Below are 16,438 nucleotides of genomic sequence, written 5' to 3' on the forward strand. Positions count from 1 at the left end.
GGGTCAGTCAAAAAGGTCAGGCTCAAGGGCCACAATCCAGTCCCACAGGGGCTGGAACGAGTAATAGGCACCTTCTGCGCTCCCCACCTGCCCGGCAGTCAGTCGTGCAATGTCTGGTGCGATGAGTTTTAGAGGGCCAGCAGCCTGTGCCAGAAGCTGTGTGTGTGCAGCGTTATCCATGGCTAAAAACCACCAGGCCACAGCTTCCACTGTAGGTCCTGCGGTCAGAAGGCCGTGGTTTTGCAGTATGAGGGCTTTTTTGCCGCCCAGAGTTCGCGCAAGGCGATCGCCTTCCTTGTCATCCAGAACAACCCCGCTGAAGGGATTGAAGATTGCATGATCTTCATAAAACGAGCAGGCATCCTGAGTAATCGGAAGAAGCTCGGTTCCTAAAGCTGAAAAGGCCTTCCCGTATGTCGAATGGGTGTGGGCGGCCGCAATGATGTCCGGTCTGGCACGATGAAGCGCAGAATGAATAGTGAATCCAGCCGTGTTGATAGGTCGCTCTCCAATCAGGATATTGCCGTCGTGGTCTACCAATTGAAGATCCGAAACCCGGATTTGCGAAAAATGGACAGCGAGGGGGTTGATCCAGTATCGATCCGGAAATTCCGGATCTCGCGCGGTAACATGGCCCGCCAGGCCTTGATCAAATCCATATCGACTGAATAATCGAAGTGTCGCGGCCAAACGCTGTTTTCGATGAACACGTTCTTCTTCAAAAGTTTGTGCGGGTATCCGAGGCTGCAAATGGAAAATTCTTTTCCTGAAGCCATTTTCAGAGCTTCTAATATTTTGTGATTTGGCAGTCATGATCATTTTCCAATATTGAAATAATTTTTTCTATTTTCTTGAAATTTTCATCCCCTTTTCACCGTCGAGCTGGTCTTCGTTTTTAATCAAGGCATGCACTCGGGGTAAAAGATCCCGGCCATATTCCAAAGCGTCCATGATTGGATCAAAACCCCGGATCAAAAATGTCGAAATTCCCAGTCGATAGTAATCAAGAAGCGCATCAGCAACCTGATCCGGCGTTCCGACAAGGGAGGTTGAATTTCCTTTTGCCCCTGTCAGAGCGGTGAGGCCGGTCCAGAGGCGTTTATCCAGCCGCACCCCTTGCTCAGCGGCGGCTAATAGTCGACGGGACCCTTCATTTGGAATGCATGTGGCCCGGATGTAACCCGTGTCGTTCTGAAGAGACCGGGCTTTGGCAAGAATATCATCCGCTTTGGCCCAAGCCTTCTCTTCTGTATCGGCCAGGATGGGACGCAACGAAAGCGAGAAACGAATGGTCCGTCCAGCCTTATCCGCAATAGCGCGTACGCGAGCGATGGTTTCCCGTACTTGCTCGTACGTTTCTCCCCAAAGTGCATAGACATCTGCCTGCTGTCCGGCGACGGCGATGGCTTCGTCTGAAGAGCCGCCAAAATAGATTGGGATGGTGTGACCCTGATAAGGCAATACGCGCGATTGACCGCCATTCACGCAATAAAATCGGCCTTGATAATCAAAGGGAGCGTCACTGCTCCATTCCTGGCGTAGGATTTCTATGTATTCGTGCGTCCGGGCATAGCGCTCAGCTTTGGTCGTATGGTCTCCATCAGCCTGGAGCTCAATATCGCTTCCTCCGGTGATGATATGCACGGCGGCACGACCACGGCTGATGTGATCAAGGGTTGCGAACTGTCGGGCTGCAAGCGTGGGAGCTGTGAAGCCAGGACGATGCGCGACCATGAGCCCAAGACGCTCTGTCGTGGCTGCAATGTGCTGTGAAAGCAGAATGCTGTCAGGAGAATTTGAATGGAAGGCTACCAGAACCCTGTCAAAGCCAGCAGCTTCATGGGTTTTTGCCGCAGCTTCAACATGAGCAAGATCAATGATGGGGCCATGAGCCGGAATGATCTCTGAATGATTGCGACTGCCAACAAAGCCGATGAAGTCCACAGGCACGACACAGCCTCCTTAAAAAACGATATTATATTGTTGTATTGACAATATACACTTTTTTGTACGTCATGACTCAAGTGAAAAATATAAATACAACTACATAATATAGTTTTATGTCTTGTTCGCCTTGGAGTGTTGCTATGTCCACCTCTTCTCTGCCCCAGCGCATGGCACGCAATGTTCCGACTGAGCTTCTGCGTTCTTTTGTCGCAATTGTGGAAGCTGGTTCCATGGCTCAGGCGACCGAAACCATTTTTCTGACTCAGTCAGCTTTAAGCCTTCAGATGAAGCGTTTGGAAGACGTGCTTCAACAAAAGCTGTTCAGACGTGATGGACGAAAGCTGGTTCTGACGCCTGCGGGTGAAGAATTGGTGGCATATGCCAGGCAGCTTCTCACTCTCAATGACCGCATCATGCATAAACTTGGGCATGTTTCTGATCCTGAGCCGATAACCGTTGGGATGGTGCAGGATTTTGCCGACACGCTCCTACCAGATGTGTTGGCGCGTTTTCGGCTGGAACATCCCCGGTGCCGTCTGACAATCCGCGTAGGCGGCTCAGTGGAACTGCTGGAGATGTTTGACCGTTCCCGGCTGGATATTGTCTTGTGCCTTGGCCAACACGGCGATCGACCCAACTCAAGCTGGCGTATTGTCGGGCATGATAAAATGGTTTGGATAGGAGATCCCAGCACTTTGGATCAGCCTGAAATTCCTCTGGTTTTGCTGGAGCCGCCATGCCGTTTCAGGGATGCCGCGCTTGGAACCCTAGCGAAGGCCCGCCGTGATTATCGCATCGTTCTCGAAACGCCACACCTTCCGGCCATGCGTGCCGGTGTCCGAAGCGGCTTGGGCGCCAGTTGCCGAACGCGTCGCTTTGCTGCTGCGGAGGGACTTTCTACTCTTCCTGCCGGATTACTTCCCGAAGTCCCCGAAATCGAGACGATTTTGATTCAAAGAAACGGCCTGCCCGATGCGGCTCAAGATCTGGCGGAGCTACTTGTGCAGGCAGCTTCTGACCAATGAGTAAAGCCGAAGCGCCACAGGCAGCAGGCTTTTTGGTGCTTCGTGAAGCCCTTACCAATTTCTTCGGCAGATATGCCGTCCTGAATCCTAAAGCTAGTAAAGGTAGTTTTTATGTCACATAACCCTGCCGCCGCGTTGTTTCCCGAGCACAGTTCTTCCCAGGTTGGTCAGGAAGAGTTTCGCGAGGCAATGAGCCTACTTGGAGCACCGGTCGTTCTGGTCACGACAGACGGCCCGGGTGGACGCCAAGGACTTACAGTTTCAGCTATTAGTAGCGTCAGCGATACCCCACCAACAGTACTCGTCTGCCTGAATCGCAGCAATCGATCGCATCAGTCGTTTTTGCAGAACGGTATCGTAGGAATTAGTGTGTTGTCGCCAAATCATAGCGACCTGGCACGCGTATTTGCGAGCCGGTCTCTTGATGCTCAAGAGAAATTTTCTCACGGCACGTGGGAAATTGGCAAAACTGGTGCTGCGCTTTTGTCAGACGCTCTTGTAACGCTTGATTGTGTGATACGAACGATACATAGCGCCGGAACACATGATGTGCTCTTTTGCGAAGTCCAGTCCATATATAACAACCCTGAAGCCGAACATGGCCTCACGTGGTTTTCTCGTGACTTTCATCACCTGCCGATCAAGAAGCAGTAAGAGCTATCAAGGTCATTTCTAACGCGCTCCCGTACTTGCGACACGCGCATGTCGCGGGGATGCGTTGGATAAAATCCTAAGTATAATATTAATTATTAACAGAGTAGCTTTCTAAAACGTCTCTCTTCGATTGTTCAATAGTGTGGTAAAACTCAAGAAAAAATTTTCCGATAATATGCCTGATAACTGATATTTTTCCAAAATAAATATAAATATTAAATGGATTGTTTATAACATCCATTATGCACAAGGCTATGTATGCCATGTATCCAAAATTAAACTTAAAAACCGCAACTCGCCCCAGCATAATAGCACCTTTTTCTACAAATTCTTAAGGCCAACCTGAAGGAAGGACTACCTTTAGCCGTTGTAGTAGCGATTTTTTTCGATGAGATGTCCGTAATATGTCAGCTTAGAAATGCTATACCTTTTAGATATCAAAACGGCACTTGATGGATTGAAAGGCAAAAGGAAATTGTGGATGAGAGGAATATGTCCGTGCTGAAATAATTTGCTCACATAAGAGACATCATCAGGATGATCTCACATGCTACCAAGACTGGATGACTGTGATGCCTCATCTCCTTATCGTTGATGACGACAAGGACATTCTCGCCTTGTTGACAAACTTTCTCGGTAAACATTCCTATACCGTGTCCATAGCTGAAGATGGCGTAGCCATGTTCTCAGCAATGTCGGCAGGAAATGTTGATCTAGTCATTCTAGATATCATGCTACGCAATGAAGATGGCTTTAGCCTCTGCCGTCGGTTGAGAACGTCTTCGAATGTACCAGTCATCATGCTCTCTGCTATGGCAGAACATACGGACCGGGTCGTCGGTTTAGAAATCGGAGCGGACGATTATCTGACAAAGCCGTTCGATCAGCGTGAGCTTCTTGCCAGAGTTAAAGCAGTTTTGCGGCGAACATCTCGCAAGCATGAAATTTCATCTGAGAATGAAGCCCGTCCCCTCCTGGCATTCGGGGGCTGGCGCTTGGACGTCGCGCGCCGTGAACTGCGATCTGAGGATAACGCCTTGGTTCTCTTATCAGGTGGAGAATTCGAGCTGCTGTTAGCTTTGGTAGAGCATCCGCAGAGGGTTCTTACCAGAGATCAGCTTCTGGATTTTGCCCGGGGACGAAACCACACAGCCTATGACCGCAGCATCGATGTGCAGATCAGTCGTCTACGGCATAAACTTGAAGATGACCCTAAAAATCCGACCGTAATTCGTACTGTTCGGAATGGAGGGTATTTGTTCTCCCCTGCGGTCAAGCGTTTATGAAACGCCGCCTATGGTTTGAAGACACCATTACCCTTCGTCTCGTCACCACCGTTGCGCTTGCAGCTGCTACGACAATTGGTTTTCTGCAGTTATTCTTCATGTTTGGGGGGTATTGGGCAGCACCTAATATTGAACAAACCGGCCTTCTACAAGAAGTCGCTACAGTAAGTCGCGTAATAAGTGCTGCCCCACAGTTTGATCGCGTCAAGCTTTCTAATGCTGCTTCAACTGAGAGACTGACGTTTGAGTGGTTTGAAACGGGAAGCAATACCGCAAAGGCCCTTGAAACGGCACATTATAAGCCGTCCGAAGTTCAGTCTGGGGAACAATTGATTTCGTCATTCATCGGAAATACAGCGCGGCGCCTTGACGCATTCTCGATAGAAAACCCTGTTTCCGCAGCGGAGGGTATTCGTGTTGATAAGCGAAAATACCCGAATGCGACTTTCCTGGCTCTACAACTCCAGGACGGTAGCTGGCTCCTTTGCTCCGCGCTTGTGCGTAGTTGGGGCTTTTACGCCCGCGAACGCCTTCTTTTAGAACTTACAATTCTCGTGTCATGGATCATCGCAGTATCGCTTATTGCCTCACGTCAACTATCTCAACCAATTGAAAAACTTGCAAAAGACGTTGGCCGTTACGGTGCCAAACCATATACTGCCCCCATTCCGGAGACCGGGCCCCGGCAGTTACGGTTGGTTGTGAGAACGATCAACGCCATGCAGGCACAGATTCAGAAGTTCATTGCTGACCGTACAACCATGCTTGCGGCGATTTCTCATGATCTGAGAACGCCCTTGACCCGTATCCGTCTTAGAGGGGAGTTCATCGAAGACCCGGAACAGCAAGCAAAGCTGTTTCGTGATGTTGATGAAATGCAGGCGATGATTGACGGCGCGCTCTCTTTCTTTCGTGACGATGCCATAAGTGAAAATATTACAACATTTGATCTTCCCGGAATTTTGCATACGATTGTCAATGATTTTGCGGACCAGAATATTTCAATAAACTACATCGGTCCAGTCCGCGCGACATGCCAAGGTCGACCCTTTGCTCTCAAGCGTGTTTTTACCAATCTGGTAGAAAATGCGATCAAATATGCTACTCCGCCGACGATAGAGTTAATATGCACCAAAGAGCGTTACATCGTCTCCATTCGAGATAAAGGCCCTGGCATTCCTGAAAGTGCAATCGAACGAATATTTGAGCCCTATTTTAGGGTCGATAAATCCCGCAACCGAGAAACTGGTGGCGTGGGTCTGGGGCTTACATCGGCTTTGTCAATTGTTCAGGCTCATGGCGGCTCAATTGATGTTTGCAATCATTTCGAAGGCGGCCTTGAAGTGCGTGTCAGTCTGCTTAATCAGAATTCTATTTTCTTATCCACATCAAATAATTTTAAATAAAAACTCTGCGAATATAATTCACTCTAATTTTATAAAAATATTATCTTGTGTTTCAATTCTGAAATAATAGAGAGATATTTTAGAAATCCTTATCTTGTAGATTAACGACATAGAGGATCCTCGATATTACCTTTGAGGTAATCCTCTCTTGTAGTCTATATTCTGGTGAGGTTTATTCAATGGAATTATCTGATTCATCCTTTCTTGGTAAAAATGGCTGAGCAGATGCGCTGTAAATTCGCCATGGCGGCCTACTTACGATTTCTCGGCTATCTGTTCTGCATCAACGCGATGAGTTTCGCGTTCACCGTAAATGCTAAATCACCAGATAAATGCCCTGAAACAGTAGTTCAGAAATCAGGCTTTGCGTCCTTAGATGCAGATCATGATGGTCGTCTTTCTTGGCCAGAATTTAGAATTGCGCTTGAGACGATCATCCGTTGCAAAAACGGTATACACGCACGCGAATTCAAAGCACTTCCAGAGCCACAACAGGAATCTATTCTACTCTATTTCTTCTTTGCCATGGATCCGCACCAAAAAGGATTTGTAAGCGAATCCAACTGGAAACCTTAAAGAGAAAACAACAATATTTTCTCTTTTTATAAATAGAAACGCAAAACCGATCTAAATAGAAGGAAAATATCCGTGCTAAGAGCAGTAAAAAATACCGCGCAATTAGGAACCTCCATACTCCTATTTCTGGACATAACGGGCTGCGCTGGACAGAAAGTGACGCATTCAGGTTTTCTACCGGAAGAGACCTACACTGAAATGACACCCCAAAAAGGGCATGTGGATGATCATATCTACGTAAAGCCTGGCTTGGAGGCTTCTAAATACAAAATTGCGGTGATTGATCCTGTTGCATGGCACCCTGTTGCCAACGCGCCTCACCTCAAACCCGAAGTAGCTGCACGTATGACTGATGCGTTCACTACAGAAATTAGAAAGCAGGTCGGAACTATCTATAACGTCGTCGATGCATCAACATGCGCACCTTGCACAGACGCAATACATATTCGCGCTGCGATTACCAATATTCGTCGTAGCAAATGGTACTACAACGCTATTCCTGTCGTTGCAGGGTTTGCCGCAGGTGCCGCCGGAGGTGGTATGCCTCCCATTCCTCCGCCGTTCCCAGGCGGTGCTAGCGAAGAACTCATTGCGGTAGATGGTTCTAACAACGAAACACTTGTTGCTATCGCTACGTATAATAATGGCATGCCATGGAACATGATGGGACAATGGCTACCATATGCCCACGCAAAACGTGCATTCCACCTTGCATCGACTCTGTTAGTAGAAGAATTCAAAAAAAGTGGGGCAACAGTTATTCCTACAGAAAAAAAATAAAGAACTTGTGGCATCATCAAGACCAATCTTAATGATGCCACCTTCACATAGATGCTACGGCTTAATACGGATACCTACTCAGGTAGACTGCCTCACCAATAGGGATGGCACTAACGCTGCAAGGGTGGGATTCAGTATTTTTTTGTTCCAAATATCATTTAACATTCGCACAGCAACGCATCCCATCTCAGAAGATGGCTGTGATGATGTTGTGAGCGAAGGCGTTGTGAACGCCGTATAATCAAGGCCATCGTAGCCTGCTATTGCTACGTCTGCAGGCACCTTCAGTCCGGCATTCTGAACTTCATGCAGGAAGCCGAAAGCCAATGAATCACTGCAGCAGATGACAGCCGTTGGCCGTGTCTTGAGTTTTAGAAATTCTTGTGCAGCGCGTTTCCCAGATTGTAGATCGAATGGCCCCCCTTCCAGTCTGACGAGGTCCGCTAAAAGGCCTAATCTTTTCAGGTGACTGGTAGTCGCTTGAAATCGTATTTGCTCATGGGTGGTCTCGCGTGGCCCGGAGACGAAAGCAAAATGACGATGACCGCGCGCCGCCAAATGATCCACGATTTCCGAGAATGCCTGCTTTTCCTCGGCTACGACGCTAACAAGGCCATAAGATGTCAAATCGTTTAATACACTGATGACAGGGAGGACAGGTTCTCTCGGTCTGAACGCATGAGGCGTTGTCCATTTCTCTGCTGCGAGAAGTAATACCCCGTCTACCGTTCCAGTTCTTAAAAATTTGGTGGCATCGTCAGACGAGATCGCCTGACTTAGATTTTGTTGCAGCATTACGCTCAATCCATGAGCTTCCGCCTCTTCGCAAATCCCTCGAAGAACTTCGGTAAAAACTGGCGAAATCGGTTGTCCTGGAAAGGTCGGGATCAGCACCATGATGGTGTCCGTTTTTCCAAGGATTAGGTTGCGAGCTGCGGCATTGCCGACGTAGCCCAGTTGCGAGGCCACTTCTTGAACAAGGTGCCGTGTCTCCTCACTCACGCGCTCCGGATTTGAGAGCGCGCGACTGATTGTGGAAACATTCAGGCCAGTTTTCTTTGAAATATCAGAAAGCTTAACGCGCCTGTTCAATGCCTTGCCTCATGCCTGCGTCTACCGCGCGGGTTCATACCTTGCATGAGCTCTTATAATAATCCCGTTTAGATTGAAATTATCATTGCTAGAATCACCTTAAGGGCCCTCCCAAAAAAGCGGAGCTCGCCTTTTTTACTATACATAATTCGACAATTTTGAATTGAGTAAAAGCCGCGTGAAGTTATGCTGTGGCGCTTCAAAGACCTGTTGTGTCGGTCCGGCTTCCACTACGCGACCATTCTGCATTACAAGGACGTCGTCACTGATCTGACGAATGACGCCCAAATCATGAGAAATGAACAAATAAGAGATATTGAGGCGTTCTTGTAGCTCTGTGAGCAGTTCCAGCACCTGTGCCTGAACTGAGACGTCAAGTGCTGAAACAGGTTCATCACAGACGATCAACTTGGGATTTCCCGCGATGGCACGTGCAATTGCGATGCGCTGGCGCTGCCCGCCTGAGAGCTGAAGAGGAAACCGGCGGGATATATCTGGTGTTAACCGCACTAATGTCAAAAGAGCCGCAATGCGATCATTATGCTTGGCATGTGGGATGGCACTGGCTTTTAGAGCATCAGCAAGAATACGCTGAACCGTCCAGCGTGGATCGAAGGAACTGAGTGGATCCTGATAAACGATACCCATTTCATGTCGAAACGGTCGGCGTTCATGTTCTTCAACGCTTCGATTGGTCTTCGCTTGAACTCCGCTCCATAATCTGTCGTCAAACCATACATTACCTCGATCAGGTTCCAGAAACCCGGCGACGATCCGTGCTGTTGTCGTCTTCCCTGAGCCAGATTCACCCAAAATGCCGAGTGTTTTGCCTCTTCGAAGGGTAAAACTGACATGATCTACTGCGAGCCTCGATGCTCCAGTCGTATTAGGATAGCTTTTGACGATATCATTCACGACGAGTAACGGGGTCTCGTCGTTCGTTTGCAGAGTTGAAGGTTGCGGGGAGTTATGGTTTTTCTTCGGAACCGAACTTAGTAACAAGCGCGTATAATCCTGCGAAGGATGGCGCAAAATTTTCTCAGTCTCGCCCTGCTCTATCATTTGCCCGTTCTTGATGACGATGATTGAGTCAGCGACCTGAGACACCGCTTCGATGTCATGGCTGATCAACAATATTCCATGACCCGCATTTTTCAGGTCACGAAACAGGACGAGGACACGGGAGACCGCACTGGCATCCAGCGCAGTCGTTGGCTCATCAGCAATTACTATCCCTGGGTTCAGAGCTATTGCAGAGGCGATGAGCGCTCTTTGCCGAAGTCCTCCAGAGAGTTCATCGGCCCGTTGCCGTGCACGTATTTCAGGTTCTGGCACAGATGTGCTTTTCAAAAGCTCCAGCACCTGCTTTCGACGCGCTGCACGATTACGCAAGCCGCGCCACTTAGCATCTGCCGTCAGGGATTCTTCTATTTCCTGCCCGACTGTTCGTAACGGATCGAGTGATGTCAGCGCATCCTGAAGGACGAACCCTATCTTCTGCCCACGAATCACGCCCCAGCCAGCGTCATCCAGCCGCAGGAGCTCATCATCACCGAGGCGAAGGCTCCCTGCTGTAACCTGAGCCCGGTCGCCCGCTAATCCGACGAGACTGCGCGCGGTTACGCTTTTGCCCGATCCGGACTCACCCACCATAGCCAGAATTTTGCCAGGTGTTATTTGAAAAGAGAGGTCGTGTACGACCTGCTTTCCACCAAATGATATGGAAAGCTTTTCAACCGTCAGGTCCTGTCCGGTCATAGTGAGTACCTCACGAGGGTCTGCCTTCAAGGTGACGTTGCAAGAAGCGCCCGACAATTGTTGTGGACAGCACAGTCAGCACGATGAAAAGGCCAGGAAAGAGAGTGAGCCACCAGGCATCAGCGATGAAGTCGCGGCCCATGGACATCATGGTTCCCCACTCCGGGGTGGGTGGCGGTGCTCCAAGCCCCAGAAAAGATAATCCTGACGCCCAGACAATTGTCTGGCCTACGCCCATGGTGGCGGTCACAATGAGCGGGCGAAGTGCATTGGGGAGAATATGCCGCTGAACGATGGAGAACGGCGTGTGACCTAGGGCACGAGCGGCCTCAACGTATCCGGAGTATCTGACTGATAGAACTTGACTGAAAACCATCTTGCCATAGCCGGGCGTCGCAGCGATCCCGATGGCTAAAGCCAGTGGTCCTGCCCCCGTCCCAAGACTTGCAGAGAAGAGAAGCGCCAGTATCAGGGCGGGAAACGAAAACAGCACATCTATGATCGCGCCAATACCTTTCTGAAGCCATCTAGGGCCAAGGCCGCCTGCCAATCCTAGGATAATTCCACCGGAAAAACTGATTGCGACAGCCCCTGCCCCCACAAGCAGAGATTGGCGTGTACCGTGAATGACACGCGTCAGAATATCCCGGCCAGACTGGTCTGTTCCGAAAAGGTGGATCCAGTCTGGGGATAAGAAAGCGTGTCGTGGTGCGATGGCATAGGGATCAGTTGCGCTGATCGCATTGGGAATGATGGCTGACACCAAAAGGAACACCAGAAAGCCAGAGGCAGGAAGCACTGCAATGGGAATCTGTTTCCATGCCATGAGCCTTTTTGCGGTTATGGTCATGGCGAGACTCTCCGCCCACGAGATGTTGCGAGGCGCGGATCAACCAGTTCATGGATGAGTTCGATACCCAGGCTGGCAAATATGTATGCGACCGTGACGAACAGAACGACGCCCGTTGTTAGGGGCATATCCTGCGCGGAAACGGCATAAACCAAGGTGCGTCCAAGTCCTTTACGCGAAAATATGGCTTCGATGACAGCCGTCTCACCAAGAAGAGCGCCCAGAGCCCACGCAGAGAGTGCGATACCCGGAAGAAGCGCGTGACGCAGGGCATGACGACGCAAAACCTGCCCCAGACTAAGCCCTCGCATTCTTGCGCTGAGAATGAACGGCTGATCGAGGGCAATCTCCAAAGACTCACGCGTGACCTGTGCCAGAAATCCGCCCAAGGGAATGGCGAGAGAAAATGCCGGCATAATGAGTGAGGCTAGCGATGAGCTTCCAGCAGGCGGTAGCAGATGTAATCTGAATGCGAATATCCAGAGCAGTACAATTCCAAGCCAGAATGGCGGAAGCGCCGCAGCGGAGATGTCGAAAGAGGCTCCAATGGTCGCGAGCACTCTTCCGCGCCGCACTGTGCAGAACACTGACAGCAGTGCGAGCGTCCATGCGAGGAGCAGAGAAATGGATGCCAGTGCCAGCGTGGGTAGCATCTGCTGGCGTAAAACTTCCGCGACATGCAGATGCTGGCTGAAGGAGACGCCCAAATCCCCGTGCAGCAGGCGCCATATATAGAAACCATATTGCACGATAAGGGGGCGATCGAGGCCGTACTCCTTTGTGATCGCTGCGACCGCACCCGGTGTGGGGTTGGCCAGCGCTCCGCCGAGAATGATCGTTGCCGGATCACCTGGCATCATACGTACCGCGAGAAATGTCAGCGTGGCAGATGCGAACAGCATGCCGAGACTCAAACCAATCCGACCGATCAGCCGCTGAGAAGCCAAGCGTTTCATCACGGCGTCATCCAAGCATCATGAAAATTGATGACGCGTAATGATGGCTCGATGCGTACACCGTGGACATTGCTGAACACCCCTAGACGCGTGGTTTGCGAATACGTCGTGATTTGGAGCTGTGCCTTGGCGATGATCTCTTGCGCCTGTTGATAAAAGGCTTTTCGTTGCTGCTGGTCCTGCGTGGCCAATGCCTGTTGCACGACACCGTCGAAGAGCGGGCTGCTATAGCCTGAAGCATTCTGATGGATGCCGTGTTGGAACTGGTTGGTAAAAGCAGATCCGAAGACGATGCGAAGGACATCCGGGGTATTTGTATTCCAATACCCGATCCGCACATCGTAATCCCAAGCGTCGCTCCGCGCGATATTCGCAGTCTCACTTAAAGGCTCTAGGCGGACATCGAAGCCTGTCTGGCGGGCTGTGGCCTGTACCTGCTCCCAAAGAGTGCGATCTGCAGGTGCAAGAACCGTGGAGATCGGGATATGTACGATCAGTCTCTTGCCTTCCCGGATCCGATATCCATCGGGATCGCGCTTTTTCCAGCCCGCGTCATCCAGAAGTGTATTGGCGCGCTGTGGATCGTAATTCTTGGTATGCTCGAAATCCGGACTATAATCTGGTGTGGACGGACTTAACGGGCCACCCGCCCGCGCATAATGATGGAAAAATATACTGCCTAACGCCCCATCAATATCTGCGGACCGAATGAACGCCTCACGGACACGGATGTCGTTAAATGGCGGTCGAAGGGTGTTCAAGGTTCCATTAGTAGGATTTCCCGGTCGATCTGCCATCAGTAATGATACGTCCGGATTAGCTTTTGCCGGCGTTTCGCTCTCAGGGGGTAAGCTATCAATCACACCAACCTCACCTGCCTGAAGCATGGCAAAACGGACTGACGGTTCGGAAACGAAACGCCAGACGATACCCTCAAGCCAGGCTGATCCCTGATGGCGTGCGGTAGGAGGCGCCCATGCATATGCTGGATTTCTCCTGAGAACGACCTCGCTCTGATGATCCCAGTGGCTGATAATGAAGGGACCAGACCCCACAGGGCTTTGGCAGTTCACATCGCGAGGCCGTGCCAACGCTGCGGGGGACTCAATTCCCAGAAAACCCTGCGCCAGAACGTTCAGGAACGCTGAGTATGGCGAAGACAGGTGTACCGCTACCGTATAAGGATCGAGAATATCGGTTCGGGTGTATTGGCGGATGTACCCCCCCGCAGTCCCCGATTGCGTCGTGGGGTCCACCATATGGTCCAGATTACGCTTTACGGCCGCCGCATCGAACCTGGTCCCATCAGTGAAGGTCACGTCATGACGGAGGTGAAAGATGTATGTAAGTCCGCCGTCCATAATCTCCCATGATGTTGCGAGCCACGGGTGAATAGCGCCCTGTTCGTCCATGGAAACGAGCCGGTCCAGATACTGTTCGGCAATATAAACCTGCGGCATGTCCCCATAAACATGGGGATCAAGGCACAAAGGCTCACGTTCAGTCGCAAAGACAAGCGTCCCGCCTTTTTGAGGCACTGAACTCTGCTGCCGGCTCGTATGTCGCGGTCTACTGTCTGTATCATGCCGATAAAACAGGACAGCTAAAGACACCACGATCGGAGCGAGTATCAAAGCCTTTCTGCGGTTATGATGTTTGCTCATGTGTCTGACCAATGTGTCGCTTCAGGAAAAGACCGGCGCATCATCAGAGGTGCTTCCCCAGGTCACTGAGGTGGACAGTCACGCCGCCAAACACACTGAACCCGTCACCCGGGTAAAACATTGCGGAATCCGTATGGTTCAGGTTGTAGGCGGTATAAGCGGCTGTGGCGTAATGCTTGTTTCCGAGATTACGGAAATCAAGAAAAGTGCTCCAGATTTTGCTTTTCGCCTCGTAACCGAGCTTCAGACCAAAGATCCCGTATCTCGGCGCCTTTAATGTGTTGGCGTAATCAACATAATAGCTTGAAGACGATCTGAAATCGAAGTTCGCATAGAACCCCAACGGATTATTATACTGAAGTTCAGCCTGATATTGCCATGTTGGGATCGACGGGAGTTTATTCTGTCCGAGAAGTGGGTCATGTCTGTAATAGAAGTCATTAACCGTGAGAGCCTGCCGGAATGACAAAGCACCATATTGATGCAGATTAAAGAGCTTCGTTGACAGGCCCGCTTCAATGCCCTGATGAATAGTCGGACTGGCGTTAGATGTTGTGGTGATCTCTGCTGTTGTACTGGTTGCGCGCGTGACTACAACGGACAGTAGTTCATCTTTGACCCAACTCCGATAAAGAGTCAGATTTCCATCAAAGATGCCGACATGGCCTCTGATGCCGATCTCGGCCGAATTAGCCCGTTGGGCTTTTAGTGGCCCTACAGTTCCTGTGTCATTGTAGGGACTGCCCCCTTTGACATCATGGTAGTTCCACGTCACAGGCGGGTCGATCAAACGACTGAAATTGGCGAACACATCAACGTCAGGATTAATCTCGTAACGCAAGCCTACGCGAGGCGTAATGAAGACATTATTATAGTGTTCACGACTCTGAAGAGCTGAGTTGGGTATTAGACGGTCAACAACGCGAATATTACGGTCAATCCAGATGACTGAAAAACCGCTGGTCAGCCAAAGCCGATTGAAAATGTTGAAATTATTCCCAGCTGCAAAAACCAAATCATGTGATCCGCCATATTTGACACGCTGATGAAGGGTCCAGTCTTCACTATTAGACTGCGTAGAGCGGACGGACGATGTATAATATCTGGAATCTCCAGAGACCATATGCACGTCACTCAAAATGAAGTTGCTTTCGATCCGCCGTCCGAGAAGACGATCGTTCCGGTTATATTTGATCGAATTATTGATATCCGTAGAACGCCACAGGTTAAACTGCTGCGTATTCGTCCCATTAAAGAGCGGATAGTCGTTCCAGGTAATGCCGTATTCCAGCCTGGAATCATCATCGAAAATATAATTGGTTTTAAATCCCAGCATTGTGCTTCTGGTCGGGCGCCCTCCCCAGTCATTTGGGTTGATGCTCGGGCTTTTGCGAAGCTGAGCAAGTGTGAGCAAACCACCGTAGTGGCCGAACCCTTCATCCCACTTGAAAATAAGGCGAGCAGATAATTTATCGGTGAAACGGTAGCCAAGATTTGCGACGACATCAGTACGATGCATTGCCGTATAGCTCTGGAATCCCTGGCGATTGGTTCGCGCTACGGTGACGTAGTAATCGCCTTTCTTATTGCTGAATGTTCCGCCCTGACTGACTTGTTCTTTCAGTGTGCCGTAGCTGCCAGCTTCAAAGCGGGCCATAAACCCTGGAGCAGACACGCCTGTATGCGTTACGAAATTGATGCCACCACCGAGAGCAGTGGCAGCGTAGTCAAATGCGTTGGCGCCATAAAGAACTTCAGTGCGCTGATAGCCGGTATTATTGAGGCGATCTTCCTGAAATCCACCCACACCGCTTACAGTCAATCCGTCAACGAGGTATTTCATTCCCAGACTGTAACCTCCGTAAAAAACGCCTGCGCCTGATCCTCTTATGGAAATCTTGTTTCCGGTGCTTCCACTGGTTGCCTGCGCAAAAATGCCGGGCTGGAATGCCAGAGTGTCCTCGAGTGTGGCTGATCGCCCCTTCTCGACCTCCTTGCTGCTGATAACTGTAAAGTTTCCCGGCACCTTTCTTAGGCGCTTTTCAGCGGTACGAACACCATTTGAACCCGTGACACTGATATCCTCACTCTTTGGAGAAGGCACAACGCTGTTTTTAGGGTGTGAAGATGCAACGTGAGTGTTCGAGGAATTGACTCCAGGGCGGGCGTGAGGCGCACGCGGGCTCGGATTTTTGTTGCGTTCAATATCCTGAGCAAAAGCAGTCGGCATCAGGGTGCATGTTGAAAGAACGGTCATGCCAAGGAGGAGGATGCGTGTGCGCTGCTCGTAAAAGGCTTTCATGACTTGTTTCTCAACATTTAGGTGACATCTCGGAACATAAAATCAGCTGCTGTGGGGCGTATTTCCCCCGAGCGATTCCTTTATTCACATATCCAAATGGATAAACGTTAATAACAACGTATTTTTAATGTTGTATTTTGCA

14 protein-coding genes are annotated in these 16,438 nt (G+C 50.1%); 6 read left to right on the forward strand and 8 right to left on the reverse strand.

Going from position 1 to position 16,438, the window contains the following annotated elements; genetic code table 11:
• Positions 1–3: 3 nt before the first annotated feature.
• Together ABDK75_RS07490 and ABDK75_RS07495 are read right to left on the reverse strand one after the other, a co-directional pair.
• Positions 4–819 (reverse strand): class II aldolase/adducin family protein, encoded by an 816-nt coding sequence (locus ABDK75_RS07490; RefSeq protein ID WP_346005409.1) that lies wholly within the window; start codon positions 817–819, stop codon positions 4–6.
• A 24-nt stretch (positions 820–843) separates the two neighbouring features.
• The gene (locus ABDK75_RS07495; RefSeq protein WP_346005410.1) at positions 844–1,950 is read right to left on the reverse strand and encodes an LLM class flavin-dependent oxidoreductase; all 1,107 of its coding nucleotides are present in this window, start codon (positions 1,948–1,950) and stop codon (positions 844–846) included.
• A 137-nt stretch (positions 1,951–2,087) separates the two neighbouring features.
• Here ABDK75_RS07495 and ABDK75_RS07500 point away from each other — a divergent pair, with 137 nt between their 5' ends.
• The 6 genes from ABDK75_RS07500 (at position 2,088) to ABDK75_RS07525 (ending at position 7,674) form a co-directional block, all read left to right on the forward strand.
• Positions 2,088–2,972 carry a LysR substrate-binding domain-containing protein gene (locus tag ABDK75_RS07500; RefSeq protein ID WP_211503104.1) on the forward strand — a complete coding sequence of 295 codons (885 nt, stop codon included), beginning with the start codon at positions 2,088–2,090 and terminating at the stop codon, positions 2,970–2,972.
• A 111-nt stretch (positions 2,973–3,083) separates the two neighbouring features.
• Entirely contained in the window at positions 3,084–3,626 is a 543-nt protein-coding gene (locus ABDK75_RS07505; RefSeq protein WP_346005411.1) for a flavin reductase, read from the forward strand.
• 563 nt (positions 3,627–4,189) lie between these two features.
• Complete coding sequence (locus ABDK75_RS07510) at positions 4,190–4,912, forward strand: response regulator (protein WP_346005412.1); 723 nt, start codon at positions 4,190–4,192, stop codon at positions 4,910–4,912.
• The gene (locus ABDK75_RS07515; protein ID WP_346005413.1) at positions 4,909–6,318 is read left to right on the forward strand and encodes an ATP-binding protein; all 1,410 of its coding nucleotides are present in this window, start codon (positions 4,909–4,911) and stop codon (positions 6,316–6,318) included. Before ABDK75_RS07510 ends, ABDK75_RS07515 begins: the two co-directional genes overlap by 4 nt.
• A 213-nt stretch (positions 6,319–6,531) precedes the next feature.
• The gene (locus tag ABDK75_RS07520; RefSeq protein WP_346005414.1) at positions 6,532–6,894 is read left to right on the forward strand and encodes a hypothetical protein; all 363 of its coding nucleotides are present in this window, start codon (positions 6,532–6,534) and stop codon (positions 6,892–6,894) included.
• Positions 6,895–6,966: 72 nt separating this feature from the next.
• A complete protein-coding gene (locus ABDK75_RS07525) occupies positions 6,967–7,674 on the forward strand; it encodes a DUF3313 family protein (protein ID WP_244591191.1) in 708 nt (235 codons plus the stop codon).
• A 78-nt stretch (positions 7,675–7,752) separates the two neighbouring features.
• Here ABDK75_RS07525 and ABDK75_RS07530 read toward each other — a convergent pair whose 3' ends face one another.
• The 6 genes from ABDK75_RS07530 to ABDK75_RS07555 form a co-directional block, all read right to left on the reverse strand.
• A complete protein-coding gene (locus tag ABDK75_RS07530; protein ID WP_346005416.1) occupies positions 7,753–8,766 on the reverse strand; it encodes a LacI family DNA-binding transcriptional regulator in 1,014 nt (337 codons plus the stop codon).
• Between the two features lie 138 nt (positions 8,767–8,904).
• Positions 8,905–10,524: an ABC transporter ATP-binding protein gene (locus ABDK75_RS07535; protein ID WP_346005417.1), complete on the reverse strand. Its 1,620-nt coding sequence runs from the start codon at positions 10,522–10,524 to the stop codon at positions 8,905–8,907.
• Positions 10,525–10,534: 10 nt separating this feature from the next.
• Positions 10,535–11,374 (reverse strand): ABC transporter permease, encoded by an 840-nt coding sequence (locus ABDK75_RS07540; protein ID WP_346005418.1) that lies wholly within the window; start codon positions 11,372–11,374, stop codon positions 10,535–10,537.
• Positions 11,371–12,330, reverse strand: coding sequence for an ABC transporter permease (locus tag ABDK75_RS07545; protein ID WP_346005841.1), 960 nt, complete (start codon positions 12,328–12,330; stop codon positions 11,371–11,373). The genes ABDK75_RS07540 and ABDK75_RS07545 overlap by 4 nt, the downstream gene beginning before the upstream one ends.
• Positions 12,330–13,994: an ABC transporter substrate-binding protein gene (locus tag ABDK75_RS07550; RefSeq protein WP_346005419.1), complete on the reverse strand. Its 1,665-nt coding sequence runs from the start codon at positions 13,992–13,994 to the stop codon at positions 12,330–12,332. Before ABDK75_RS07550 ends, ABDK75_RS07545 begins: the two co-directional genes overlap by 1 nt.
• Positions 13,995–14,037: 43 nt before the next feature.
• The gene (locus ABDK75_RS07555) at positions 14,038–16,296 is read right to left on the reverse strand and encodes a TonB-dependent receptor domain-containing protein (protein WP_346005420.1); all 2,259 of its coding nucleotides are present in this window, start codon (positions 16,294–16,296) and stop codon (positions 14,038–14,040) included.
• Positions 16,297–16,438: the final 142 nt, after the last annotated feature.

The organism is Gluconobacter sp. OJA (assembly GCF_039638325.1).
GTDB classification, from domain to species: domain Bacteria; phylum Pseudomonadota; class Alphaproteobacteria; order Acetobacterales; family Acetobacteraceae; genus Gluconobacter; species Gluconobacter cerinus.

Bases quoted from the DNA above. Each gene is read 5' to 3' on its own strand.
- ABDK75_RS07500 (WP_211503104.1), top strand. From the start codon at position 2,088: ATGTCCACCTCTTCTCTGCCCCAGCGCATGGCACGCAATGTTCCGACT.
- ABDK75_RS07535 (WP_346005417.1), bottom strand. From the start codon at position 10,524: ATGACCGGACAGGACCTGACGGTTGAAAAGCTTTCCATATCATTTGGT.
- ABDK75_RS07515 (WP_346005413.1), top strand. From the start codon at position 4,909: ATGAAACGCCGCCTATGGTTTGAAGACACCATTACCCTTCGTCTCGTC.
- ABDK75_RS07490 (WP_346005409.1), bottom strand. From the start codon at position 819: ATGATCATGACTGCCAAATCACAAAATATTAGAAGCTCTGAAAATGGC.
- ABDK75_RS07545 (WP_346005841.1), bottom strand. From the start codon at position 12,330: ATGAAACGCTTGGCTTCTCAGCGGCTGATCGGTCGGATTGGTTTGAGT.
- ABDK75_RS07510 (WP_346005412.1), top strand. From the start codon at position 4,190: ATGACTGTGATGCCTCATCTCCTTATCGTTGATGACGACAAGGACATT.
- ABDK75_RS07555 (WP_346005420.1), bottom strand. From the start codon at position 16,296: ATGAAAGCCTTTTACGAGCAGCGCACACGCATCCTCCTCCTTGGCATG.
- ABDK75_RS07550 (WP_346005419.1), bottom strand. From the start codon at position 13,994: ATGAGCAAACATCATAACCGCAGAAAGGCTTTGATACTCGCTCCGATC.
- ABDK75_RS07505 (WP_346005411.1), top strand. From the start codon at position 3,084: ATGTCACATAACCCTGCCGCCGCGTTGTTTCCCGAGCACAGTTCTTCC.
- ABDK75_RS07520 (WP_346005414.1), top strand. From the start codon at position 6,532: ATGGCTGAGCAGATGCGCTGTAAATTCGCCATGGCGGCCTACTTACGA.
- ABDK75_RS07540 (WP_346005418.1), bottom strand. From the start codon at position 11,374: ATGACCATAACCGCAAAAAGGCTCATGGCATGGAAACAGATTCCCATT.